Source organism: Maridesulfovibrio sp. (assembly GCF_965230075.1).
Taxonomy (GTDB): Bacteria; Desulfobacterota; Desulfovibrionia; order Desulfovibrionales; family Desulfovibrionaceae; genus Maridesulfovibrio.
The window spans coordinates 267,239-293,058 of record NZ_OZ245945.1 but is presented as its reverse complement, the minus strand read 5'-3'; the positions used below and the strand labels follow the sequence as shown (position 1 = coordinate 293,058).

General features: G+C 50.9%; 18 protein-coding genes. 1 reads left to right on the top strand and 17 read right to left on the bottom strand.

The annotated features are described in order from the left end of the window. Positions 1-78: 78 nt before the first annotated feature. From ACO05Z_RS01275 to tssJ, 5 genes are read right to left on the bottom strand one after another with little or no spacing between them, the layout of a single operon-like run. Positions 79-804, bottom strand: a complete 726-nt coding sequence (locus ACO05Z_RS01275) for a hypothetical protein (RefSeq protein ID WP_421899629.1) — start codon at positions 802-804, stop codon at positions 79-81. A gap of 10 nt (positions 805-814) precedes the next feature. Further along, a complete protein-coding gene (locus ACO05Z_RS01270) occupies positions 815-4,318 on the bottom strand; it encodes a type VI secretion protein IcmF/TssM N-terminal domain-containing protein (protein ID WP_421899626.1) in 3,504 nt (1,167 codons plus the stop codon). Positions 4,319-4,344: 26 nt separating this feature from the next. Then, on the bottom strand, positions 4,345-5,070 hold the full coding sequence (locus tag ACO05Z_RS01265) for a DotU family type IV/VI secretion system protein (RefSeq protein ID WP_421899624.1): 726 nt from the start codon (positions 5,068-5,070) through the stop codon (positions 4,345-4,347). Positions 5,071-5,072: 2 nt separating this feature from the next. After that, complete coding sequence (gene tssK, locus ACO05Z_RS01260; protein WP_421899621.1) at positions 5,073-6,452, bottom strand: type VI secretion system baseplate subunit TssK; 1,380 nt, start codon at positions 6,450-6,452, stop codon at positions 5,073-5,075. 3 nt (positions 6,453-6,455) lie between these two features. Beyond that, positions 6,456-7,028, bottom strand: a complete 573-nt coding sequence (tssJ, locus tag ACO05Z_RS01255) for a type VI secretion system lipoprotein TssJ (RefSeq protein WP_421899618.1) — start codon at positions 7,026-7,028, stop codon at positions 6,456-6,458. 198 nt (positions 7,029-7,226) lie between these two features. Here tssJ and ACO05Z_RS01250 point away from each other — a divergent pair, with 198 nt between their 5' ends. Continuing rightward, positions 7,227-8,675: a type VI secretion system contractile sheath domain-containing protein gene (locus tag ACO05Z_RS01250; protein ID WP_421899615.1), complete on the top strand. Its 1,449-nt coding sequence runs from the start codon at positions 7,227-7,229 to the stop codon at positions 8,673-8,675. A 3-nt stretch (positions 8,676-8,678) separates the two neighbouring features. On the opposite strand, the gene ACO05Z_RS01245 is transcribed toward ACO05Z_RS01250, so the two are convergent. The 12 genes from ACO05Z_RS01245 to tssC form a co-directional block, all read right to left on the bottom strand. After that, positions 8,679-9,452 carry a hypothetical protein gene (locus ACO05Z_RS01245; RefSeq protein ID WP_421899612.1) on the bottom strand — a complete coding sequence of 258 codons (774 nt, stop codon included), beginning with the start codon at positions 9,450-9,452 and terminating at the stop codon, positions 8,679-8,681. Between the two features lie 44 nt (positions 9,453-9,496). Beyond that, positions 9,497-9,901 (bottom strand): DUF4150 domain-containing protein, encoded by a 405-nt coding sequence (locus ACO05Z_RS01240; RefSeq protein ID WP_421899609.1) that lies wholly within the window; start codon positions 9,899-9,901, stop codon positions 9,497-9,499. A gap of 64 nt (positions 9,902-9,965) precedes the next feature. Further along, on the bottom strand, positions 9,966-10,589 hold the full coding sequence (locus tag ACO05Z_RS01235) for a DUF3540 domain-containing protein (RefSeq protein WP_421899606.1): 624 nt from the start codon (positions 10,587-10,589) through the stop codon (positions 9,966-9,968). Between the two features lie 10 nt (positions 10,590-10,599). After that, positions 10,600-11,664, bottom strand: coding sequence for a pentapeptide repeat-containing protein (locus ACO05Z_RS01230; RefSeq protein WP_421899603.1), 1,065 nt, complete (start codon positions 11,662-11,664; stop codon positions 10,600-10,602). After that, positions 11,661-15,494, bottom strand: coding sequence for a DUF2169 domain-containing protein (locus ACO05Z_RS01225; protein ID WP_421899600.1), 3,834 nt, complete (start codon positions 15,492-15,494; stop codon positions 11,661-11,663). The genes ACO05Z_RS01230 and ACO05Z_RS01225 overlap by 4 nt, the downstream gene beginning before the upstream one ends. Before the next feature lie 12 nt (positions 15,495-15,506). Further along, positions 15,507-17,816: a type VI secretion system Vgr family protein gene (locus ACO05Z_RS01220; protein ID WP_421899597.1), complete on the bottom strand. Its 2,310-nt coding sequence runs from the start codon at positions 17,814-17,816 to the stop codon at positions 15,507-15,509. A 21-nt stretch (positions 17,817-17,837) separates the two neighbouring features. After that, positions 17,838-20,483, bottom strand: a complete 2,646-nt coding sequence (tssH, locus tag ACO05Z_RS01215) for a type VI secretion system ATPase TssH (protein ID WP_421899594.1) — start codon at positions 20,481-20,483, stop codon at positions 17,838-17,840. After that, positions 20,480-21,520 (bottom strand): type VI secretion system baseplate subunit TssG, encoded by a 1,041-nt coding sequence (gene tssG / locus ACO05Z_RS01210; protein WP_421899591.1) that lies wholly within the window; start codon positions 21,518-21,520, stop codon positions 20,480-20,482. The genes tssH and tssG overlap by 4 nt, the downstream gene beginning before the upstream one ends. Continuing rightward, entirely contained in the window at positions 21,484-23,214 is a 1,731-nt protein-coding gene (tssF, locus tag ACO05Z_RS01205; RefSeq protein ID WP_421899588.1) for a type VI secretion system baseplate subunit TssF, read from the bottom strand. Before tssF ends, tssG begins: the two co-directional genes overlap by 37 nt. A 5-nt stretch (positions 23,215-23,219) precedes the next feature. Next, complete coding sequence (tssE, locus tag ACO05Z_RS01200) at positions 23,220-23,639, bottom strand: type VI secretion system baseplate subunit TssE (protein ID WP_136674171.1); 420 nt, start codon at positions 23,637-23,639, stop codon at positions 23,220-23,222. 52 nt (positions 23,640-23,691) lie between these two features. Further along, positions 23,692-24,174: an Hcp family type VI secretion system effector gene (locus tag ACO05Z_RS01195; protein ID WP_421899585.1), complete on the bottom strand. Its 483-nt coding sequence runs from the start codon at positions 24,172-24,174 to the stop codon at positions 23,692-23,694. A 153-nt stretch (positions 24,175-24,327) separates the two neighbouring features. Beyond that, entirely contained in the window at positions 24,328-25,809 is a 1,482-nt protein-coding gene (gene tssC, locus ACO05Z_RS01190; RefSeq protein ID WP_421899582.1) for a type VI secretion system contractile sheath large subunit, read from the bottom strand. Positions 25,810-25,820: the final 11 nt, after the last annotated feature.

The following is a 25,820-nucleotide window of genomic DNA, read 5'->3' as shown; positions in this document are numbered from 1 at the left end:
GCTCCGTTTCTATAAATCACACTGCGAAGCCCCTGCCAAGTTGCTCTGGCCGGGGCTTCACTGTGTTTATTCTTTTGCTTATTGCTTCGCTTTTTCCGTAACAACAATATCAAGTCCCTGCGGAGTTCGAATCAGTTGCGGGGACGGACCTTTTTCAGCTTCGGGATTACGGAAAATAAAGACCAGCCGCAAGCGATCCGTATGTCTGCCCAGAACCACCTGTCCCACAAAACCGGAAATAAAATCAGTTACCCTCGGGACGGAATAGCGCCACTTGCCGCGTAGATCCACCACCAGCTTGGAAGGTTTATCCAGCCAGAAATAAGTAACCCTGCCCACCTCTTGCGAAGTCTGCAAACGGGCCAGAAATTCTGTTTCCGTATGGGTGAATTCAAGCTTATCCAGCATACCGACAGAGACTGCTGTTCCCTTGGAAACAGGAACTCCCTGCGTGCGATTTGCAGCAGCCAGGTCTTGCTGGATATCCATTTTTACCGGATCGGAAGCATTGGTCTTTGTAGTCTGGTTACCTTCAATAAACTGCTCCGCGTCCCTTTCAACCTTGCGCACTTCATGTACAACTTCCCGGCGCACGGAAGTGACTTCTTCCTTGGCGGTCTGCATTAACGTCTGCGAACCGTTCACGATAGAGGTTCCATTGATAATTACCTGCGCAGGCTGGTTAAAGTCACGGATGAAAGTATCAAAATCCCCCCACACGGTAAGGACGAACAGACCGGACACAACGCCAAGCCAAATCAGGAAGAGCAGGATGTAAAATCTTCTGTAAAAAACAGTCAGCACACCCGCCTCCTTAATGCTGCCAGCAATCGGTTATGAAGTTGGGCAGGTTCAAAGGCTTGATCTTCAACACCTCGATAACCGGAACGGCACCGCTGAAATTGTAACCGACCTTTACACTGCTTACGCCCAGCCCCTGCAATCCCTTGGCTTGATCCGGGAAATCCTTGGGACTGAAATTGACTTCACCATTACGGAACTCTGAAAGGAATTTGGCAAAACCGAGCTTGCCTTCATAGGTCTTGACCAGATCAACTCCCGGAAAGCGTATGGTCAGGGTGGTTGTGCCGCACTGATCAGGTTTCCACTTAAAGATCAGTTTTTCTGAATAGTTGTAGTTGACCAGTTCCTGCTTACCGCTACCGCATTCAAGGGAAAGGATAGTGGCGAAAGGTTCCTGCGTGGCATTGGAATTTACTGAAGTGGGAATGGTGGACAAGCTGACCTTGTATTCCGGTTGGATTTCCTGCGCACCCTGCTCACCGTCATTGAGGAAGACAAAAAATTCCTCGCGGAACGGGAATGGTATGCCCAGCCACTTGCGACTCTGCCAGCCTTTGACGCCCTTGCTCAGGAATGGCGCAGCACTGCCGGAAGTAAATTTATCTACGATTCCACTTTTGCCAAACAAAGTGGTCCGCAGCTTATCTGCCGGGACATGAGCTGTTTCAGCCAGCACCTTGCCTTCCCAAAGCTGCTGCAATTCGCAGGAAGCTTCCATAGTAATCACATAGACCATAAATTCCAACGGTCCGGCCACCAGATTCCAAAACATATGGGTGCCCTGCCCGCCACTACGCATCCGGGTGCGCAAAGCGGCCATGGCTCTGGTGGCTCCGTCAACAGGGTTCTTCTTAACCGCACCGCCGGACTTACTGTCCGCCCCGCTGCTGCCTGAACTTTGTCCGGTAGCAGGATAAAGGGCTGCCGCACTCTTGAAAGCAGTTTCCTGACTGGTGGTAAATCCGGCCAGATCATGCAGTACCTGCATATACTCATTAAGCTGCTTGGCTCCCTCTATACGGGCCTCAATATCTTCAGCCATCTTGCCGCCCAGATCAGCCATAACCTTACGCAGTGAATCCTCAGCCTTCTGAGAAGACTCCTCTACACCCTTGGCTTTGACAGCTTTATACTGGGTCAGCACAATGTTAAAATCAAAAAGATCTGTAATCCAGTCCGGAGCAGTACCCAGCCCTTTGATAACGGCAAACTCATCCTTCATCCTGATTAGCAGCTTAAAGTAAGGGTTATCGGGGTTGGCCATGGTATGGGCCATGTTGGTGTAATCGTCCTTAGTCAATAACTGCCGTTCACCTTCTGTGAAATGTTCGGAAAATGAATACCATGAACGGTAGAACTGCCCGGCATACCAACTCCAGAAATCCTTTTCGCGTTGTGCAAAGTCGGTATTATCCGGCATGGCCCGGCGCAATTCAGCAAGGAAATCGGTGAGCATCTTGTGTCCGGTGGTTGTGTAAGCCGGGGGAACATGGACCTCGTTTTCAAAATGCAGACGCGGACCGCCCCAGAAATCACGCAAAGTTACTGATTGAACTTCAGGATTGGAGTCTACCCAATCCACCAGCCATTTGAAATCCGATCCTTTGAGGCTGAATACTTTGCCCAACCGGGCTTGCAGAAGCAGTCTCTGCTCTTTCAACCCTTCATCATTTTCGACCCAATTAATGTATGAACTATACGTTTGTCCGTAATACTTCATCAGGTCCGGCTCAAAACCTTCAACAGCCCCAGACATAGCCTGTCCGGTTGGAAGTTCGAACGGAGCCAGCGGTTTTGATTTTCCACCTTCAATCCGGTCATCAAGGAGATCAATGCGCCAGCCAAGCAACTTAACGAAATCACTCACCACCTGTTCCGATGAGCCGGAATGTAGTCCCGCAATGCTTTTACTCAGCATTTCATCCACAGGCTTAAGTAATACGGATTCAAACTTTTCAACATATAGCTGTCTAACTTTCTGCTCAGCCTCAAGACTGACATCAAGGCCCATGCGCGGCACCCACCAATTGGAATTAAGCTCTTCAAGATGTAAAATTTTCTGGCGGAACCCCTCCATCTCCACAACACGCTCATCAATCTTCTCGGAGAATTCCGGCGGCTTCGGGAAGGCAGTAAACAAATCATTCAAAGCACGGCGATTCCCCAAAAAGGACATGCTGAACAGACCGCAGACAAAAAAGAGCAAAAGCAACCAGACCAGCATACCCAGATTGCGGGTCAACAGCTTCCACTTAAGAAACTCAATAATCGGGGTAAACAAGTTGCGGTCACGAGTCAGAACTTTGGAAAAAAAATCATGCAGGAACAAACCCTGGCGGGTACCCGGCAACTTTGTTTCCACATTCTGCAAGGAGGGAAGGCTGTCCAGAAAAGCGGAACTCTGCTCCCCGCTCTGTTCGCCGCTGGAAAAATATATTCCCCGGAACAATGGCTGTTCCTGATAGGGATTTTCCTCGAACACACCATCCGCAAAAGCCCGCATACGAGGACGCAAACGGTCCAGCTCGTCTGCAAAGAGCAGGAAAGCAGGATCAAAACTGTTTTCCCGGTCCAGCAGGGTCATGCGCAACTCACGAAGACGCTCTATTACTCCGGTTAAAGCTGTATCCACGAATTCTTCGGGGTCGGAAAGCACGGACTCATTAACCATACCCATAGCCTGAGAACGGGCCTCGGCAGGCAGCACTTCAGCCAGTCCCTTGAGTCCGAAGACAAGGTCCATCTTGGTCAGCAATACGTAGACCGGAAAACGCACTCCCAGCACGCGCATGAGTTCGTTGATCCGCCTGCGCAGACTGCGTCCATATTCGTGCAGGCTGTCTTCATTCCCGGACTGCAAACGGTCCGCAGGCAGGGTGATAATCAGACCGTTGAGCGGTTCACGCTTGCGGTATTTAACCAGCAGAGTCAGGAACTTTTCCCACTCTTCCTTATCCCGAGATTCATCAATGGGGATGGCATAACGCCCAGCAGTATCAAGAATGACCGCCTCTTCAAAGAACCACCAATCGCAATTGCGGGTGGCCGAAACTCCGGGAGTGGGGCCGACATCTGAGAGAATAGATGTGAGTCTGCTGCTGGCCACAGCTGTACTCTTTCCGGAATCTGATTCCCCGAAAACCATATACCACGGTAGGGCATACAAGGGATTGCCATGTCTGCGCAATTCCGAATTCTGGAGCAGATGCACAGCCTCGGTCCAGCGGGTCTGCAATTCCTGCAACCGGGAACGTTCATGCAGTGGAGCAGCGGCAATGGCAGAATCATCCTGATCCACAATGCGCTTGACGAATTTCTTCTCCCGCCTGCGCAACATCCACTTACGAATAAAGAAAAAAGCGGCAACCAGCCCGATCACCCCGCCGAAAAGGCATGCCCCGGCCCACCATGGCCAGCCCATGTAAGTAACAAGGGCATAGGAGGCTACTGCTGCCAGCACAAAAAGCAGCACTATAAAAATAATCTTGAGCAGATTGAGTAAAAATTTCTTCATGCTTTGGCCTTTTCACCCCTTTGATATCAACCGAACCAGAGCTTCAAGCTATGCTCAAGCAGAATCTTGTAAGCCATATACATCCCGCCAACCACTAGCACCGGCAGGATGAAGAAAATCAAAGACACCGGATCAAAGACCCGTCCGTAACAACATTTTCGCGGTGCAGCTTCACCCGTTCCATAAGATTGCGGAAAAATCGGCCCGCCGTTCCCGTCGCCTCCGGGTATGCGGGCCACGCACTCCCGGCGCAGTTCTTCCAAACGCACTTCCCCGGACTCACTGAAATACTTCCCGGTAAAACCGAGAGAAAGGCAGAGAGCGTAGACCTCCAAAACTTCGGATAAGCCATTGCCATTTACAGGCTCTCCGTCCTTTTCCATATCCGCAAAAAGACTCTGATCTACCGGGCCATTGTTCCGATTAAAAAGTTTATCCAAACGCTCAAAGAACTCTTCACCGGCATTGGCCGTTCCGTAAAATTCCCGCTGCAAGGGATGCTTTAGCCACTCACGCACCCCGGACCATTTTGAAACCAGCACAGCCTCATCAGCCCATGCAAAAACTGCAAAACGGGCATCATTGTACAAGACTTCAGGAATATCGAACAGGTCGCTACGGTCATCCATGCGGGTAATCAGCTTCCTTACATCTTCACGCACCTGTTCATACTCGGCTCCGACCATTTCCGAAGATTCGGTCAAGAGCCTGATGTATGTGAAAAGTTCAAGGAAGCAATCAGAGAGATGCATTATTATCCCCTCATGGCGGCAATATAGACCGCAAGGTCACTGGGTGCGCTGTCCCAATAAAGGGAAAGACTTCCTGAACTAACCACGTCCTCCCAATGTGGGGACTCGGTATCGATTCGGAAACACAAGGCATCTTTGGAACGAGGCAGACCGGGAGGCAGATTTTCCATATGAATCATACCAATCCCCTGTACCGCACGGGCCAACAGGTTGCTCATACCATGGGTGGCGGAAAGCTTGGCAATATTCAGGAGCTCCGGCAAAGCCTGCTCCGGATTCTCGGTCTTGACCAGCAGCCAGAAGCTGTTTCCAGCGGCAAAGGCTCGTTCCGGTAATTCCACGGTGAAGTAAGGATCGCTGAATACAAATTGGCTCATGAATTCCGGTCCGGCAGTCAGGCTGTCCAGAATATTGGTGATGATCTCACGGGCTTTCTCAAAACAGGGACCGATATTCTCATGGTCGTAATCAGGTAACACCTTCTGCCCATCCGGTCCCTCACCAAGAGCGGACATTTCTCGCGAAAAAGATGAAAGCTCGCCGATAATCTGGCGCAGCAGCCCGAAAGCGTACCACGGATGGATATGCGGAGCCGCCGCAAAATGATCCAACTGCGGGGCGTAACGGTTCAAGGTACGCAAAACAAGCAGGAAAACCGTAGAAGTAAAATCGAGATCCCCGGAACCAAGTCCGGCGGGATTCTTATACTGCTCCAATCTGCGGCAACGTGAAGCCACCTGATCACTGATATCACTGAAAACATGCCGCAACCATCTTGAAGCGCTCAGGGTAATACAAGGCGGCACAAAGCTCTCATCAAGGCACACTTCCTGAACATCCCGCTCCAAGCGGGCCAAGGGGATAATATTGTAAGCCCCGAGATCATCCAATTCATCTTCCCAGAACAAACGCAACACGTAACGCATGGGCTTAATCTGGGCTGCAGGACCGCTGCCTAGAAGGTCCGGCTGTTCCACCGGGTCCGGTGAGACTGCGTACATGGTATTTACAGAAGCGGCGGTATCTTCTACCTGCACAACATTGCCGCCCTCAGGATTCCACTTACGCAATCCCAGATAGACATTGAAAGGCTTACCGCCCTCTTCCCATGCATCTTCAAAGGAACGGGGTTCAATATGGGCATTGCCCGGAAAGGTGACCAAATGACCGTCATCAAAAAAAACTTCAATTTCAGTAACTTCAAACTTCTTGCGTTCAAGAGCACCCTTACGGACCTTCAGCCCGGAAACACCCCAGAAATATGGCAGACCGTACTGACGCATGGCCCGGAAACGGTGCAGCTGATGCAGGTCCGAAAGCTGGAAATGCTGCGGTTGCAGAAATAATCCCTGATGCCAAAAAAGAGGCTTATCTGCGTGCATAGCTTACTCCCCCACCTTTTGAATTTCATGGGGGCCAAGGATGATCATGGCGTCGAGCTTGGCCGGGGCGTACCAAGTATCCCCCCACCAGAGCATGCCTGTTTCACTCACATCCATGGGAATCTGCCAAGTGCGCGAAGCCTTGCCCTGCAAATCATAATATCCGGCAACCACACCCACGAACTTGGTACCTTCCGCCCGATCCATGGTGATGGTTGCATTGCGCCCCGGCTGCACAAATTCACGCTTAACCTGCGTAACGCTGTGGTCAAAGCTGGTGCAATTGAGCATCTTTTCCACACCAGTAGAAGTGCCTGCCAATTCATTGAATTTACTTAGATTTGAAAGCTGGTAAAAACAGAGTAGCAAGGTGTGCGGAGCATCGTCATATTCATTGAGGTTCTTATCCACACCCAGCTTAAAGGAGATAGCGTTGATCTGGTAAGTCCACTTCATTTGCTCCGGGCTGGCAGCCGGAGTGGTCACGGTCGTGGGGTTAACCGGCTTTTTCTTTCCGCCACAGCCGAAAACCGCCACAAGCAGGAGTAACAGGAGTATCAATAATCTGCCGCGCACAATCCGCCCTCCGATTGCATAGTTGGAGCCACTAAAAGAGATTTCAGTACTTAACAGTAAATTTACACGGAAAATAACTTTATGTCGACGACAGATGCAATTTAAGCACAAAAGAGCAACACCTTATTGCCCCCGAAGCCTAATCTGCGCTAATATGGTCCCAATTCCTGTTTCCAATACAACCGCAGTGAGGTTTTCATGCATATAGAGCTTCCCCCGTTTAAAATACTGGTCTTAGCACCCTTTTCTCCAACTTTGGAAACAGACAATCCCCCGCGCATAACGACCGATCCATTCTCCATAGACCAAGCCCTGGCCGAGCTGAACCCCAGTCTTGATATCTCACTGGACCGCAATCAATTCCCCGCTGCGTCCATCAATATTTCCATCAGCAGGATGGCAGACTTCAGGCCCAAGAATATCAGCCGTACCCCGGAATTCAAAAATATTACCAGTCAGATGCTGGAAGACTCACCTCCCCCAAAGCAAATCACGCCAAAAGAGTCCGCTGTGCTGGACGACATTCTTTCCATGGTCGACAGTGGACAGCCTGAGCAATCCACAACAAGACCAGACTTGCACGAGCGTCCTAAAAGCGAACTACTGCAAGCTATTTTCGCTGATCCAGCTTTCAGAAGAATGGAAGCCGCGTGGCGCGGTCTGGAATTACTTGCCCGTCAGGTTCCGTCCGGGAGCATGGGCAGTGTTGAATTCATGCTCGTCCCCATTTCCGAAAACAACCTGATTCCGGTTCTGGACAAACTTGACGGAGAACTTGCCGATTCCCCGCCGGAGCTGATTTTATTGGATCACAGCTTGAACAATTCACCCCGGTCCATGGAAACATTAGAGAAGGTCATGGATTTTGCGGAATCAATGCTGGCCCCGGCAATGGTCGCGTTCGGGCCACAATTCTTTGAACTGGAGAACTGGGCCGAAGCTGATAAGCTGCCCTTCATTCCCAGCCTGCTGGAAGGTGCTGAATACGGGCGCTGGAAAACCCTGCGCCAGCAACCTGCAGCCGGATGGATTATGGGATGTACCGGATTCATCATGGCCCGGGGCATGCACACCCCCGAAGCGGGTTATGAACAAACCTCGCTTTCCGAGCGGGGACCGCTTTGGGCAAATTCCGTCTGGGGTGCAGCAGCCCTTTGCGCGCGCAGTCTTTCTGGATACGGCAGGGGGACCATTTTTGCTGATCACTCCAGCACCCGCTTGGAAGGCTTACCTATTGCCGAAGGGCCGAAACCAAGCCCGATCAGTCCGCCCTTGGGCACCGAACGAATCAAGGATTTCCGACAGGCCGGGATAAACATCCTCGCCTTTAACGGTGATCAGGCTTTTCTGCTCGGCGCGACAACCATCGACGGCGGGCCTGTTAATTTGCGGCTCTACCTCTCTCGTTTAATTCATTTCCTGATTCTACTTTCCACGGATAAACGCAAAAAATTTACTGATCTTGAACCGCAATTAATTGAAGCTCTATCGCTCTTTCTGCAACAGCAGGGATACCCGCTGCCGCAGGATTTGAACATTAAAAAAGGAGAACCGTCCGGTGAGACAATTCCCCTTAATATTTCAATAACTCCCGGACCGGAAATCCTGCCCGGAAATGTACCGATTAGTTTTGGATTTAATTGGTAACAATCACTTCAGTTGCAGCGAATAGAACTCTGCGTCATCGCCATCCGGGAATTCACCGAAGATCAGTGCGTCCGGTGTTCCGGTTACTTTGACGAAATAGGACTCATCTTCGCCAAGCTCATTTTTCACGGCCCAGCCAATGAAATCCTTGCCACCCATTTCCATTTTCAAGCCCTTCATGGGGTAATTGAGCACGCATTTTTCCGGCAATTGTCCGGCAGGACCTACGCCGTGCGCAGCTATGTCGCCATCACTTACACCAAGCAAAGCCCCGCTCCATTTATGACCCGGAGCAGGACCGACTTCGATCCACAATCCCAGACTAGGCAGGGGGTAAAGGTCAAAACGGTATTCGATCTCAACTTTCTTGATCGGCATGTTAGCCTTGGCCGCCAGTTTAGCGCCTAGCTTGGCTTCGTCCACAACTTCCGCACCGCGCAACATGGTCGGCAATGTTGCCGGATCAAGCTCGCCGTCATCGCATATGCACAGGATCGGGAAACCGTGCCCTCTCCTAGCCTGCACCGCCGCAGCCAGCAGTCCCAGCCCGAAACGGATATCCGGATTCTCATAGCTGGCCTTGCCGCCCTTGATCAGCCAGACACCCACTTCAGGTTTGTCCATTTCGCCAATAGGTCCGGCCCATTCCATCTTTTCCAGATTGTCGGACCAGAAATGACCGTTCACGCCAAGGCCGTAACGGGTCACGGTCTGGAAAAGTCCCTTACCCTTGGCTTCGTCTTTTTCCAGTATTGAGATGAAGATTGATTTTGACATATATATGCCTCCGGCGGCCCTGTCGGGGGGCCTTAAATGCACATTTAACCAAGAGTCAAAACTGTTACCTGACTGGGTACTGCACAGATCCCGGGGGCATTGGGCAATACGGCCAAGCAATTCTGCCCGGTTACGCTGGTCAGCCGCTGCACGGGTATCCCATCAGCAAGAATAGTGATGCAACCGACAATGTACTCGGTCTGCCCGGACTCCAAATGCGAAACAACACCCATTTCAACGCCGGGTTCATCGCCTTCGCTGACCAGACCTAGTGAAACCTGATTCAGGGTGGGCATACAATCGCATAGCACGTTGTATGCTGCCGGGGCCGACGTGGCTGACTCAGCAATGTTCGGATAAGGAATCGGCACCGGAACCGGACCTGCCGGGGTCAGGCAGACATCCGGGAAGCCCATATCCATCCCGGCTCCCATGGTGAGCGCAAACATATTTAACTCCTCTGCTGGAATTAAGATCTATAAATAAATGAACCTAGAATCATTTATTTTTTAACTAGCCCATGTGAATCAGCTCGCCATCCACCTTCACATGTTCCTCGGAAACGATCATGGTATTCTTGCTCTGCATGGTCAGGGTCTCATCCACCAGCTGACGCCGGGATTCGGCCTGACAATCTTCATGTTCCTTGGTGAAACGGAAATAGTTGACCACTCGGCGAGTAAATTCGCGACTGACCTCATCCACATTTCCGGCAATACGCTTAACCCTTTCCACATTACTGCTGAACAGGCGCGAAGTAAGCGACACCTTGCCAGCTGAAATTTCTACATCATTAGAGTGTAAGGCAGCCTTATCGCTGATGCAGTTAAGCTCATCGTCCGCGGCTATGGTCAGACTTCCGTTTTTGCTGCGCAAAGTGACATCGCCATCAACCTCCAGAGAAGTGGCAGTATCAGCAGCACGAGCAAGCACGGACAGAATCCAGACTCCGCCCTGTGCATCCACGGAAACTAGCACACTGTCACCTGCTTCCGGACTGACCAGACAACTGACCGCCTTCTGCGCCTCAAGCTCTCCAAGGGAAGTTTCAACCACAACACCGCCATCAGCCAAAATCACCCGCCCATATTCAAGCTGAGGTGTGACTGCTTCATGTTTTTTAGCTAAGTTATTCATATATCCTCCTTTATCCCCCATGAACCCAGTTTTCAGCTTCTTCCATATCCTTATCCGTACCTTGGAGCATAATCAGGGACGCGCCATCCCAACGGGTATCCTTCTCGATTATACGATGCAGCTTGGCCTGGTACATGGACGCCCTGCTAAAATCCGCATGGGTCAGATCTGCATGTGAAAAATCAGAATGCTGCAGACTGGCCCCGACAAACTTCGTGGCATGGCAGGTTGCCTTGGCAAAAATTGCGTGAACCATGGTTGCTCCGCTGAAATCAGCAATGGTCGCATCCACTCCGCCGAAATAAGCCTTGGTTAAATCTGAACGGGTGAAGTCGGCTTCCCGCAACACCGCACCGCTGAGCATACAGCTGCGCAAGACTGCCCCGGAAAGATCAGCCCCGGTTAAGTCGGCCCCCATGAAATTGGACATGGTCATGTCCGCACCGGAAAGATTAGCCCCGCGCAAATTGGCACTATCAAGCAGGACCTGTGAGAACAGCTGCCCGGAAATATCCTGATCCTCCAAGTCGGCCTCACGCATCATCACTTTGAAATAAATACCGCCTTTGAATTTTGTGCCCTTGAATGATGAACCGTTGCAGACCACGCGATCCAAATTGGCCCCGAACAAATCGACCCCGTCCAATTTTGAATGGGAAAGTACGGTTTTAACAATCTTCATAGAACGCATGTTCGCGTTCTTGAAATTGGAATGCTGAGCCATGGACCATGTAAGCTCCGCCCCACTAAAATCGACATCGCTGAAATCGGTTTTCTGGAGCATGGCCATGTGAATTTTAGCTTCCTTAAAAGAGGCACCGGGAAAACGCATTCCTTGGAAATTAACCTTGGTCAGGTCGCAGCCGTCGAAAAATGCCTTATCGAATTCACAATTCTTGAATCCGGTTTTGAAAATATTGGCCCCGGAGAGATTCGCACCATGCAACTTCACATTAACGAACCGCCCTCCGGTGAGGTCCGTACCGGAAAGATCGGCCCCGGAAAGGTCAATATCCTGCAAGGTCTGGTTGTCGGCTATGGCCGCAAGTATCTGTTCGCGATTCAGTGTACTCATGAGTCGTCATCCAGCAGTTCGAGTTTTCCATGCAACTGGCTACGCTTGAGATTGGCAGCCTCAAAACGAGTATTTCCGAGAACTGATTTATAGAAATCCACGGCAAAAAGGTTGGAGCCGCGCAGATCGGTATCAACCAAACGGGCCTTGCGCATGCCGCCCATGTGAACATTGGCGGCCCGCATGGATGCGGCTTCAAGATTACTTTTGTTGAAACGGGCACCCTTAGCAGAAACACCGTTGAGATTGGCCCGGACCAGCTGCGAATTATCAACCAGCCCGTTCTCTAAATCCGCGCCCCGAAAATCAGATCCGGTAAAGTCGGATTCACGCAAGGCAGCACCACGCAGGGTGGCATTGCGGAAGTCGGAATCCTTGAAATTGGAATTACGTCCGGTACGGAGTTTATCCAGATTGGCATCAGTGAAGTTTGTTTTATGGGCCTCAACATTGTTGAACATCGACTCGTTAACCGATGCCTCACTGAAATCGGCCTCGTTGAGTGAAGACGATTTGAAGATAGATTTCCTAATGCTCGATTGGCTGAAGTCAGACTTATCCGCCTTACCGCTGACCATGCACATGTTGATACGTGCGCCCTTGAGGTCAGCTTTGGTGAAATCCGTTTTTTCCAAGACAGCCATGTCAAAATCAGCATCGCGAAGCACTGCTTGTGGAAATTGCGCACCTTTGAAAATAGCCTGCGCTCCCTTCGCCTCACTCAAGTCACTTTCAACGAACAGGGCTTTATTGAATAACCCGCGACTCAGATCCGCCCTTCTGAGGGAAGCTTTGCTAAAGTCGGCACCCATTCCAATAGCTTGAACGAACTTAACATTATCGAGAGTTGATTCTTTGAAATTCGTCCCTTTAAGCTGGCATTTGCTCAAGTCAGCACCACTGAGATCAAGACCGGAAAGGTCTACTCCGCTGAGCACTGCACCTACTAATGATTTGCCCTGCTCATGATAGCGCTGGACTTCCTCACGAGTCAGCGCACGCAGGGAATCCGCACTTAGTCCATGTTCGGCAAGCTTGGCTTTTGCTGCATCGGGTAATTCTTTAGCTTCAAGCTTCTTCAGCCCTTCAGCCATTTCGATTTTCTTGGCCTCAAACTTCTTGAGCAGCTTTGCGTTCTCGGCATCAAGCTTTGCGCCAGTCTTTTCCATCCTTACAGCCTCAGTTTCCATTTTCTGAGCATCTTCCGGGGTCAGCAAGTTACGCCGTTTCAATTCAGCTGCTTTGGCCCTGACCTTGGCTGCTGCATCCTTGCCCACTTGCGTAGCTGTCGACTTCGGCCTCGTAGGTTCAAGCACTACTTTTGAGGGCTCTGCTCCCAATTTGGAGTATTTCTCAGCCCTCTCGCGCATCAGGTTGAGCATCTCCTTCTGCTTGGCTTTGACAGGCTCAAACTTAGCCTCAATACTCTTTTTAACCTCGGCGTGAATGCCTTTTGCCAAGCCCTTAACGTCCGGGAATGGGGGCATGAAACCTTTCAGAAATTCGCCATCCGGCAGTTCACCTTTTTCGGGCATAGCCATAGGCATGGCATGTTCCACAGCATGCTCTTCAGGCAGATGATCCAACACCCATTGGCGGATATCGCTGCCTTTCTTGCTGGACTCAAAAACATTGCGCCCGTGCTCAAGCTCCAATGGCTGAGCTGTTTTTAATGTCGACTGCCAATCGGCCCATTCTTTCCTGAGTTTGCTGTCCGTGCTCCATTTTTCAGGACGGACAACCAGCACAGCAAGTGCGTTTTTCAGTTCCTTAGCCGCAACCTTACCCGGCTTTTCCTTGGCTGAACCAAGAGTCAGGATGGAACAGAAATCACCAACTTCCTGCTCCATGAACAGGGCCTGCAATTCATCAGCCACGCAGACAACCGGAGCCGCAGCAGCCGCAGGCATAGTCGGCAAATCAATAAGAGTAGAACTGGGCAGAAATAAAGGTTCTTCATTTGATCCGGGAACCAGCTCCGGCTCAACTTCAACAAAATTACCCGGATTGGTCTTGATATGATTGAGCACCGGACCGTCAAAACGAGGCAGCACCAGCCCTGCGGGAATGGTAAACTCATCATCTCCTTCCAAACCCCAATCCACCGGAGATTCGCCCAAGGCTTCTGCGTTCACCCCCATCCACATGCGCTTGATCGTCTTGCGCTCAAGACCTAGATCAGTAAGCTTTTTCATGGTCTCGCGGTCATTTTCCAATGCCCTGCGCCACTGCGCCACCAGCGGCAAACCACGATCATGCCATGGATTCTTTTTCTTATGAAAAGGGAAGTCCTTAGGGAGAGGTTCATCAGGATCAAAACCGCTTTCCTTTAGATGTTCAGGCTTAACACCTTTCAGCTTGGTAGAAGCATCCTTGACCATTGCCTTGCGGGAAGCTTCCAGCTTCTTCTTGGTGGCGGATATTTTTGTCCCGGTTGCATCCAGCTTCTTTTCAAGATCGGCGATTTTGCCCCGGAATTTGTCAAAGACACCAAGATTAATTTTCACCAGATGACCGTGCTCTGCATGGGCCTTGCGAGCCATGGACTCAAGCTTATCCAAGGTCTTGTAATGTCCGGCAATCATTTTCTGCGCCCCGGCAATAACCTCTTCCGGTTCCTGCGCAGGCATTTTGGGACGGTTTCCAAGAGCCTTCTGACGTATTTCGTCGGCGAATTTGGGAATATTTTTAATTTTGAGCAGAGATTTTTTGGCATTCTGCATGGCTTCTTCAGCCTTGGACATATCAATGTCCACCCCGCGATCAAGGAGTTTGATCTGTAAATCCCGGTAATGCTCAATGGGCTTGGCTTCCTCGTCCTGCGCTTCGTGGCGGATCAGGACCCGCAGCACATCCGCACCTTCATCGTCCACAACTTCGGTGGTTCCGCGATAGATGAGGAGTCCGCGCATGATCGAAGGAAAAAACCATACTGTTTCCAAACGGGTGGAAACTTCGCGGAACTCCTCATCTTCGCGTATCTGGTGGGATGGCAGCGGGCCCACCGGAAATTGATGCGGCTTGAAATTCTTATTCACGGTCACAAAGCAGCGCATGCGTAAACGTGGCAACGAACTCTCTATAAGCGAAAAATCGGGGTGCATATTCTTGATTAATATTGATTCCCCACCCTTGAAATAACCATCCATGAACTGGTCTTCACCGGCAACATTGAAGAACTCGTAATTCATGTCATCCGGGTAAAAAGGCCAACGCTCATTCTTCCATTTTTCATCATAAGTGCCGTTCTTCTTCGCCCGCTGCGGCCACATTAGGTCAAGAGGACCGAAGCTGGCAGGATAAACCTTTTGCGACGGCGAACCGATCTGCTGCTGCGGCAACTCAACATTAGGCAACGGGACAGCCTCGGAACCATCCGGCATAGGAACTTTGTCCATACCTTTACCAAGCGGATTCCTGGCATAATTCGGACCACCGAAAGCGTTCCCCCAGACCAAAGGCATTTCCACAAACGGTTCGGGCTCGGTAATCAAACCGTTTTTCCAATAGCGATCACCAAAGATATTCAGCTTCTTTTCCTTTTCCCCCACCCGGACCTGTACCTGTGACGCAGGACGCGACTGTCCACGTGGAGCAAAACATGATCCGCTGACCAAAAACTCACCACGCGGCTTGGGCACACCCTGATCAATGATCGGTTTGGGGCCAAGCTCGCCGGGAACTGTCTTCCAAAGCTCCTGCTCATCCAGCAGAGTGTCGGGATCATTGAGGTCAAAAAAAGCCATGACCCCGACACTGAGATAGAATTTATCCCCTATACCGAGCGGGCGCGGGAAAAAGGAATGCTGCTTTTCCTTGAATATCTTCATGTGGCTCCGGGGCTAGATATTGTTAATGAGACCTGCGATGTTGTTCATTTCACCTGAGATTTGACTTGTCTCAGCCGTTACGTTGGAACAAGTCCCGATCAACTTTGTAGATTCACCGATACTCTTGGCCATAACGCCGACAATTTTATTATCCTCGCCTGCCAAGGCCGTAACTTCTCCGCAAAGGTGGGTAAGGTTCCCGGCCACGGTATCCATCTCGCCCCAAACCTCATCAACCTGTCCGGCAAGTTTGCTGGCCTCACCTGCCAATTGCGCGGTGGCCCCTTTCAAATCATCAAAATCCATGGCTAAATTGGTATGTGCTTCACGTATGGTGCTCAAATCTCCATTGATTTCAGCACAAGTAGCATTCAACTTAGTCATATCGATGTTCATACGATGATGATCGGCGATCAACTCCTCTCGCTCTGTTTCAGCCTTGAGAGCAGTACCTGCTACCAGTAAATTTTTTGTAGCTGTTATCTCATTGAGCAGGGCGAGTTTTATCCCGGTCTCCATGCCGACAACGATATCCTCCTTAAGTGCACCGAAGAATTTGGTATCATTCCCGATGTTCACAAGCTGGGAGAATCCGAGCACAACTTTACTTTCATTACCGAGAATATAGCTGGCAATGTTCTTGCCGTTAATTTTGATATTACCCTCAGTGGATAAAGCCAGACTTTCCTCTTTCTTCTTTTCTTCTATCTGCTCATCAGCAATCTTCTTGACCTGATCTTCAGTCATTGAACTTTCGCCGCCGGCAGGTTCAGCAGCAGCTGAGCCGAGACGCACATAAGTGTTGTCCTTGGGAGTTTTGAGATGCATGCCCTCACTGCCCTGTTTATCCTGAATATGAAACAGATTCTGTCCTCCGGTGACAACGATACACTTGGTCTGGTTGGCATCCTTGACCAGACTGGGATTCTCCGGGTTAGGGGCCGCAGACTGAATGATGGGCCGGTCCGGGTCTCCCTCAACGCAAGTGATCAAGACTTCGGTACCTTTATGCAATGGGAAATGCATTCCGTGATTGGAGCCTCCGTAGGGCTGAGCCATGCGCAACCATGTTGTAGCCTTGCCGCCGCTGCGACCTGATTCGTCAAAAGGCATGATCACCTTGTAGCGGCCCTCTCCGTCCAGCTCGGCGTATTGCCCGCTGCCGGAAGCATCGACCTTGGCGTTGATGGTTCCGGAAAACTTGGGTTTTACGGCCTTACGTTCAGCCCGGAACTGGGTGTTCGCCGGGATACAGGTGAAAGAATTGCGATAGTAAAGACGATCCGCGTCTTCAGACAGATGCAGTCCCAGTCCTGAAACAAGGTAAGCTTCCTGACTGCCCTCATGAACAACTTCGGTTGTAAGGTAACGCTGGTTGAAGTCCTGTCGGTAATGGTCTTTCAACTCAAAAATATACCCGGTACGGATGTAGGGAACTGTGGACACGCCGTGAAAGACTTTTTCCCGGCAGAGAAATTCCTGCGCCCTGATCTGGGCCAGCGTATTTCCTTCACCCGGAGTCTTGAAATGTTCGCCGTAAATGTAGATTTCACCCATACCCTGCTGTGAAACCAGAGCCTCAGCTTTCATTTCAAGGCTGGGCTTGCGGTAGTTGTAATCCTTGAGCAACACCTTTTTAGGCAGGGGCTGCTGCTTGAGCATGAAATTCTTGACGATTTCATCTCGATGGGTGTGATCAAGATTGCTGGGAGGGGAATAAGTCAGACTTGTTCCTTCCTTCATGGGCGAATGCGAGATGTGGGTATCGGTGATAACCATCTTCTCGCCCTGATCGGTCTGCTCAAAATAGTAATACATGCCGTCCCGCTCCATCCAGCGGGAGACAAAATTGAAATGGGATTCATCGTACTGGCAGATATATTCCCATGAAGGATAAGAACCCTGCAGCTTGAAATCAAAGCTCAACCCCTCCTTGAGTCCGGCCTTCTTGAGCACATCACCGAGAAAGCCCTGCGCATTTTCATTGAGGAAAATCTGATTACAATGGGTCAGGGTAGCCCACCAGAGTTTAGGGACCAGTTCAGCACGGTAAAAGCAGATCTTCCCGGCCTGATGAAGCTGTTCAAAGGAACTGAGCATGCCCTTGAAGGGAATATCCCCGTCATCCCGTTTGATGGTAAATTCCGCCGGATTCTGAAGGATGGAACCGATATCAAGGTCATTCTTCTCCGAAATCAGCATGATGCTGAAACGGTAAATGGTCGACAAGCCTTCGGTGCCCTTAAAACGGACTACGCTGAAGGTATTCTTATCCGCACCCTTGGACTCAAACAAAAACTTGGGCTTGGAAGCATCTGCCATATAGCTACCCTCTCATGCTCTTTATTCAGCGGAAAATTCCATGGTAAAGGAACCGTCCTCATCAACACCCAGCTTCACAGCCGAAGGCATGCCGCCCTCAGTCATGTGCACCAGTATTTCCTTTGACATCTTCGGCAGCACATTGCCGTTCAGGATATATTCAATGTTACGCGCTCCGGTTTCCACCTCAGTGCAGCGGGCCGCGATCTGATCCACGACTCCCTCATCATAGCTGAGCTTCATCTTGTTGTTGGCGAGGAGCATCTTCTCCAGCTTGCCCAGCTTGAGGCGGGTGATCAGCTTCATGGCTTCAGGATTGAGGCTGAAGTACGGGACCACGTTCATACGCGCCAGCAGCGCGGGCTTGAAGTGCTGGGAAAGGAGGGGACGCACAGCGGAAAGCACCGCGTCCATGGGCATTTCATCACCTTCATCCTGACTGGCAGTCATCTCTTGAATAACGTCCGTGCCGAGGTTGGAGGTCAGAATGAGGATGGTATTGCGGAAGTTGATATCCTTGCCCTCACCATCGGTAAGCACGCCCTTGTCAAAGACCTGATAAAAGGTGTTCATGACATCAAGATGGGCCTTCTCCACCTCGTCCAAAAGAACTACGGAATAAGGCTGGCGGCGAACGGCCTCAGTAAGCATACCGCCCTCTCCATAGCCGACATAGCCCGGAGGTGAACCGATCAATCTTGATACGGTATGCTTCTCCTGAAATTCACTCATGTTCACGGTGACTACGGAACGTTCGTCACCGAAAAGCTGATCAGCCAAGGAAAGTCCGGTCTCGGTTTTTCCCACACCGGAAGGACCGACCAAGAGGAAAACCCCGATGGGCTGGTCCGGGTTCTTGATTCCGGCCTTGGAAGCGCGGATGACCTCGGCAATGGCTGCAAGGCCCTGATCCTGTCCCTTGATGCGCACTTTGAGCTTTTCATCAAGGTCGGCAACGGTAGCAGCCTCATCGCGGGCCATCTTGCCTACCGGAATTCCTGTCCAGTCGGAGACAACGCGGCCCACCAGATCGGGGGTAACTTCAATCTGAACCATAGGATTATCACCCTGAAGTTCAGCCAAGGCTCCATCCGCCTTATCCAGATCTTCTTTCAATTTACCCAAGGCTTCTTCGTCCACCGGGTCAGCATTCCGTGCTTCCTGAATCTGGGTTCGTACATCAAGTACAGCATGGGCGGCATCCTTTTCCTTGAGCCACTTTTCGCTGATTTCCGCGGCCTCGGAATTCTTTGCCTCTATCTGTTCCAGCAACTCTTTGTAGTGCTCTTCGTCCACTTCAACCGCGTTGGAACGATCACGGTCCACGGCTTTCTTTTCACGCTCAAGGGCCTGCACTGCTCTCTGGCAGTCTTCCAGTCGTCCGGGTTTGGCAGAAAGATTTACTTTTACCCGCGCGCAGGTGGTGTCCAGCAAATCAATAGCCTTGTCCGGCAGGAAACGCCCGGTGATATAGCGATCGGAATAAACAGCGGCAGCCACGTTGGCATCATCACGGATGATCACATTATGGGCTTTTTCGTAGCTTTCACGTAAGCCGCGCAGGATGATCGTCGAAGTGTCCACTGAAGGTTCATCCAGTTTGACCAGTTGGAAGCGGCGGGCAAGGGCCGGGTCCTTTTCAAAATATTTCTTATATTCGGTCCATGTAGTGGCGGCGCAGGTTTTCAACTCTCCCCGGGCCAATGCAGGCTTGAGCAGGTTAGCAGCATCAGCGCCCCCGGCTGAACCTCCGGCCCCGACAAGAGTATGCGCTTCGTCAATGAACAGGATAATCGGGGTCTCGCTGGATTTAATCTCATCAATAACGCCTTTGAGGCGGTTCTCAAACTCGCCCTTCATCCCGGCTCCGGCTTCCAGCAAGCCCATGTCCAGACCAAGCAGGGTTACGTCGCTCAGAATTTCAGGCACATCCCCTTCAGTGATACGCAGGGCCAGACCTTCGATGACCGCAGTCTTACCGACCCCCGGTTCCCCCACTAGGATGGGGTTATTCTTGCGCCGGCGGGCAAGAATATCCACCATCTGGCGCATTTCCGGGTCCCGTCCGAAAACCGGATCAATGCCGCCCTCACGGGCCTTGGCAGTAAAATCAATGCAGAACCGTTCAATAAATCCGCCCTCGCCTTTAGCGGACGCGGCTGCTTCACCGGGGGCAGCGGCGGGCATCTTGTATTCCACCGAGCCTTTAGTCACGGTCCAGAATTCCTTGAGCAAAGTCTCGCGGTTGATGGCTGAAAACAGGTCTGCGTAATTACCGGAAGCATAAAAATTAGGCTTGCCCAAAAAGGCCAAGAGTACAGCCCCGGAACGGATGCGGGTTTCGCCAAGCTCCACTGAGGAAATAAGCCATGCGTCTTCAAACAGCTCCAGCAGCATGGGTGAGAATACGGGCTTGCCGGAATTACCGGTCTTGAAATCCTGCAAGACATCGGTGAGAGCAGCGGTAATGCGCGGAGTTTCCACTCCGTATTGACGGAAAATGAGTGGCAGATCACTGTTCACTTCCTCAATACATTTGATAAAAAAATGTTCCACGGAAACTTCATAATTGCTGAGCGAGACGCTTAAGCCCGCTGCGTTATGCAGGCCATTGGTGCAAAAGGTGTCCAGCTTTGAAAGAAGATTTCTTATGTCTACATTGATCATGCTTCATACCTCTCATGGATGTGTCCGCCTTTATTGGGAAAAGACGCTTTTGCATATTCCAGATGTTCCCCGGCAAAAATCCAGGTATCACAACCGAGACCGGACCATTCATCACCGCCGAGAACAGCGGTGTTGGCCTCTCCGGGCATCATTTCAAGGACAAGATCATACTTAAATGGTTCCACCAGATAGCCGCGCACCAGATTGTCCAGCTTGTCACCATCCACTGCTCCGGGCAGCAACTGGTGAAAACGTCCTGAATCCAGTCCACGCAAATGCACCGCAAACATACTGTTACGGTCTTCTAATTCCTCCCCGATCCAAGAACGCTCGCCCAACGCATTGGAATCTTCACCAAGGCAGAAACGCTGGTCTTCAGGGATTTTGACTTTACGCAGTACACATTGCTCCACATGAATCTTCGCATGCTGCAAAGAATCCTTGAGCATAGTTTCAAGGCCCAGCGCACTTCGCGGATACTGGGTCAAAAGCCCGATATGGCGGTAGCGGCGACATTCCGGCGGAACATGGGAAAAAGCCTTGTAATGCCCGAACCCAAGCAGGCTGTCCAAACGCTCCAGCCATGATCCATCCTGTTCATCCACAGCCTTGATCATCAGCCGGGAACGGCTCCAAGCCCGAAAAAACTGTATGTAAGCGTTGTTATTAATGATATTCAGAAAATCACGGGTAACAGACTTGTCTTCGGAAGCCTCGGCCAGCAATTCCTCGGTATAAAAAACCGGGAGCGGAGAAGAGGCTCCGTAAAGCCCTAGAAAAGTGGATTCGAGACGATAAATATCTCCGTCTTCACGTTCTTCCTCGTCAATGTCGATCAGATCGGTTGCCGGAAAGCCGAGTGAAAGCTGCGGATGCACCCGCAAGTGGTCACGAAAGAATTCTTCAAGCTCCTTGCCCGTGCAGTTATGCGAATGCAACCGCAACAAACGAATAGCCTGAAAAAAGGAATACCCGGTCGGTGTTTCGAACAGGTTTCCGATTACAGAAGCGGACGGTTTCCGATCATCGCAGTCCACTCGTAAATCTCCTTGTTTAAGGTGTCCTCAACAGTCAGCCGGGTAAAACAATTGACCGAGGCATAGCCCGAAAAAAAACGATTCATCACTGAACTGAACAGGTAAAGATCACCGCTATTGGCAAAGCCGTCGCAATTAAGCGACATCCTGATCTCCCGCCCACGCATAACCAGACCGCGCACCAGACGGTCCCCCTCACTGACCTTCATGCCGGAAATGGCTTCCACCCGTTTGGTATTAGCCACTACCGAGCTGCGGTCGCGGGTATCGGTAAATATGTAAAGTTTGACCATAGCCCGCAAACTTTCCATATCCGCAACAGAAAGATAATTTAGATAAAGGTGCGAGAGCAGCCGCCAGAGCAGGTTCTTGCCCAACGGAGGCTGTACCGGAGAAGTGGGCTGGCGGATATTTTCAAAAGAAGCGAGCTCCGGGGAAGTTCCGGTAGGTTTGCTGATGTCCCCATAACGCAGCTTTTCCGGAAGAGTTCCGTTGGTGCAGGTCAAAGCCATAGACAATGTCTCGGTAGCAGGTTCATCGCCCTGCGCCGGATAGGCCACGGAAACAAAAATATCTGTCTTATCCCTAACCGGGGAACGACGGTGGTGTACTGTATAGACAGGCATTTCCCCGGCCTGCGGATTGAACATGTGGAAAGGTTTGTACGGCTTTTCTTCCACCGTGCCCTGCACATAGCCAACCACGTCATCCACGGAATAAACCTGATAATCCCCACCGGAATCGCCGGAAGGCCGAACCTGATATTCCGGACGTTTATGATCAAGAATCACCGGTTCGGCATCACGCTTGAACAAATTGATTGCCGGGGTGGCGAACAGGCAAATATCTTCTTTGGTGAAACGATTGAAGGATTGGGGAACACGTTCCAGATCAAGAACTATCTTGAATTTCCCTGAGCTGCCCCTATTGCGCCAGTTATCCAACCCGGTGATCTCGAAAAATAGGAACTTCTCCGGAAGGATGAAATATTCCTGTAGAATCCTGTACCCCGGAAAAGACTGCGAGGGGTAAGGCAGCAGAGCTTCTTCATCCTCAAAACCAACGGCCTTGAAATTGCTCTTTCCCAGCACGCAAACACTGCCGTCTTCACCGCTGATCTGAATATTTCGAATGTAATTGAATAAAAACTTATAGCGCATGGATGCACTTGCAGCATCCCCGGTCAGATGGAAACGCAGGCTGGAATTGTCCCATTCATCCAAAGGAAGCCCATTCAATTCCAAATTTATAGTCAGGGTTCCCGATGTACCCACGCTTTTGACAAGCTCAACATCGGTTATGGAAAGCGGATGCAAATCCACATCGTAAGTGGTTGAAAAAGTACAAGGCACCCCGCTAACAGGAATGGAAGCGATCTGTGCCCCGGCCGGAACCCGGACACTTTCCATCAGGCTCGGTTTGGGAGTAAACTTTACAATTGTCGTCGAAGGAATGGGCCGCAAATAGTGCGGAAAAATAAGTTGTACCAGACCGTGCACTATCTCTGGAAATTCATCATCCAGCTTCTGGTTGATCATGCCGGACAGAAATGCCGAGCCTTCCAGAAGCCTTTCCACATCAGGATCAGCACCCGGTCCGGTCAGCATGGGAGCCAGCGCGGGGTGGGCCTTGGAAAATTCCACCGCCAGCTCGCGTAAATGGCTCAATTCCCTCTGATAGTACTTTTCGATCATCGCAATTAATTATCCTTTACTGAAATCTGGCCGTCGGGGTCTAAAACCGTCTCGAACACTACGGGCATATCTTGGCCCTCTAAAGCCAGCTTGGCCTGCAGCTTGAAGTGCAAGGCCAGCGGATTATCCTCCATGGGCACGAATTCAATATTAACGTTTGCCAACCGGGGTTCATATTTGAGGATAACCTCGGTCATGGATTCCTCGATGGAACGTACCGCGTCCAACCCGGTGGCCCCGATCATAGAGGTAAAATCCGGCACCCCGAAATCCGGAGCGATCTGGGCATTGCCCTGACGGGTATTCAGGATCATGCGCAGATAATCGAGCACAGACTTGACCACCTGTCCCGGCTCGGCTGAATCCCGCCAATCCGGGTCCTCTTCCATGAACCGGATACGTTCAAGCAGGCGTTGTGTGGTCAAATCTTTCTCCGTTATTCAGGACAGGGAATTACCCCTGTCCTGAATATCAGGTTTAACTGGATTTCCAGTCATCGGTGTATTCGATATTGCCGTCAGCGTAGGTCCAAGTGATTTTGGAATAGGTAAAGCTGACATCTTCCATGTCATGATAGCCCTTGTTGTCAGGCAGGAAGGTCACAGGCTTGTAGCTGTGCAGGTTGACGATAATCGCCTCTTCCATCTTGATGGTGTAATATTTCTTTTCGATTCCGGTAGGATCGATGTGGTAGTGATCAATTTCAACGGTAAGCTGCTCCCCCTTACAGCAGGCCTGAGCGAGCTTGGGAGATGCGTTATCCACGTGCTTGGTTACAGTGAACGGCTTATGGATACGCTGTCCGGTGGGCAGTCCGGTGTGGGTATCTTTGGGGATTTCCACATTGTGATCCAGCGCATAGACAAGCATGGTATCTTTTTTATCGCCGGTCTGTGTGCAATCGCCCTTGATTTGTCCCTGAGTCTTTCCTGTTACTTTCATATACGAAGTAAGTGCCATAACCCTTCTCCTCAAAATGCATGATTAAAGGTTGACCAATGCAGTAGCTGCCGTACCCCTTCAAAATAAATCCATATTTATTTTGAAGAAAAACAATCTGGTCCGTTAAATTGTTTCTCAAATTGGATACGGCAGCCGGACTCTTTCGACTGACTATTCCTTCTCCAGCTTACCCACCAATGAGAGGGTGAAAGAAGCACCCATGTACTTGAAGTGCGGACGGGCCTTCAGGGAAACCTGATACCAGCCCGGATCGCCTTCCACGTCGCTGACCTCAATCTTGGCCATACGCAGGGGACGGCGGCTGCGCACACTGGGTGCGGGGTTGTCCATCTCGGTGACATACTGGGAAATCCAAGTGTTAAGTTCACGCTCAAGATCGCCACGCTCCTTCCATGTGCCAATATTTTCGCGCTGGATAACTTTTATGTAATGGGCCAGACGGTCCATGATCATCATGTAAGGCAACTGGGTGGAAAGCTTGTAATTAAGCTCTGCTTCCTTGCCTTCCTTGCTGGTGCCGAAAAACTTAGGTTTCTGGCAGGAGTTGGCGGAGAAGAAAGCCGCGTTATCACTGCCCTTACGCATGGTCAGGCCGATGAAACCTTCCTCGGCAAGCTCAAATTCCCTGCGCTCTGAGAGAAGCACCTGTGTGGGAATCTTGGTCTGCACCGCGCCCATAGCCTCGTATTGATAGAGCGGCAGATCTTCCACGGCCCCGCCGCCCTGCGGACCGATGATATTGGCGCACCAGCGGTACTTGGCGAATGAATCAGTCAGCTTGGAAGCAAAGGCAAATGCAGTGTTGCCCCAGCAGAAATCATCATCACCGTCGGATACAGACTCTTGATAATTAAAGCTCTTGGCCGGAAGGGTTTCCGGGCCGTAGGGAAGGCGCAGCAGGAACTTAGGCAGAGTCAGCCCCACATTACGGGCATCGTCTGACTCGCGAAAAGAATTCCACTTGGCATACTGCGGCATTTCAAAAATGGATTTGAGATCCTTGAGATTGGGCAGTTCGCTCCATTTCTCAATACCGAAAAATTCCGGTCCAGCGGCGGCGATAAACGGCGCATGAGACATAGCTGAGACTGATGCAGTATATTGCAGCAGCTTCATATCCTGCGGCCCGGGACCGAAATCATAATTACCGATGATCGCTCCGAAAGGCTGACCACCGAACTGGCCGTATTCTGCGGTATAGGCCTGCTTATAGAGACCGGATTTGGTAATTTCCGGGGCATCATCAAAATCATCCAGCAGGTCTTCCTTGGAGACGTTCATCATCTGGATGCGTACGTTTTCCCGAAAGTCAGTGCGATCCACCAGAAATTTCAATGACCGCCATGAGGATTCCATTTTCTGGAATTCCTTATTGTGGATGATGCTGTCCATCTGGGAAGAAAGCTTTTCATCAATCTGGGCCAGCATATCGTCGACGAGATTGCCGGAAACCTTGGCTCCTTCACGTTCCGGCTTAACCATTTCTTCAAGGAAAGCCTGCAACCCGGCCTTGGTTACGGAATAGGCTTCATCTTCGGGCTTGAGCTTAGTGGCCTCCACGATGTCATCAAGAAGCGAAACTTCGGCTGTTGATTGCTCAGCCTGCTGTTGTTCGAGTTTTTCTTCTGCCATGGATAATTCCC

Coding starts and splice junctions, on each gene's coding strand:
- ACO05Z_RS01250 (WP_421899615.1), top strand. CDS start 7,227: ATGCATATAGAGCTTCCCCCGTTTAAAATACTGGTCTTAGCACCCTTT.
- ACO05Z_RS01225 (WP_421899600.1), bottom strand. CDS start 15,494: ATGAAGATATTCAAGGAAAAGCAGCATTCCTTTTTCCCGCGCCCGCTC.
- ACO05Z_RS01220 (WP_421899597.1), bottom strand. CDS start 17,816: ATGGCAGATGCTTCCAAGCCCAAGTTTTTGTTTGAGTCCAAGGGTGCG.
- tssK (WP_421899621.1), bottom strand. CDS start 6,452: ATGCACGCAGATAAGCCTCTTTTTTGGCATCAGGGATTATTTCTGCAA.
- ACO05Z_RS01230 (WP_421899603.1), bottom strand. CDS start 11,664: ATGAGTACACTGAATCGCGAACAGATACTTGCGGCCATAGCCGACAAC.
- tssF (WP_421899588.1), bottom strand. CDS start 23,214: ATGATCGAAAAGTACTATCAGAGGGAATTGAGCCATTTACGCGAGCTG.
- ACO05Z_RS01240 (WP_421899609.1), bottom strand. CDS start 9,901: ATGTTTGCGCTCACCATGGGAGCCGGGATGGATATGGGCTTCCCGGAT.
- tssH (WP_421899594.1), bottom strand. CDS start 20,483: ATGATCAATGTAGACATAAGAAATCTTCTTTCAAAGCTGGACACCTTT.
- tssC (WP_421899582.1), bottom strand. CDS start 25,809: ATGGCAGAAGAAAAACTCGAACAACAGCAGGCTGAGCAATCAACAGCC.
- ACO05Z_RS01265 (WP_421899624.1), bottom strand. CDS start 5,070: ATGCATCTCTCTGATTGCTTCCTTGAACTTTTCACATACATCAGGCTC.
- ACO05Z_RS01245 (WP_421899612.1), bottom strand. CDS start 9,452: ATGTCAAAATCAATCTTCATCTCAATACTGGAAAAAGACGAAGCCAAG.
- ACO05Z_RS01270 (WP_421899626.1), bottom strand. CDS start 4,318: ATGAAGAAATTTTTACTCAATCTGCTCAAGATTATTTTTATAGTGCTG.
- ACO05Z_RS01235 (WP_421899606.1), bottom strand. CDS start 10,589: ATGAATAACTTAGCTAAAAAACATGAAGCAGTCACACCTCAGCTTGAA.
- ACO05Z_RS01195 (WP_421899585.1), bottom strand. CDS start 24,174: ATGGCACTTACTTCGTATATGAAAGTAACAGGAAAGACTCAGGGACAA.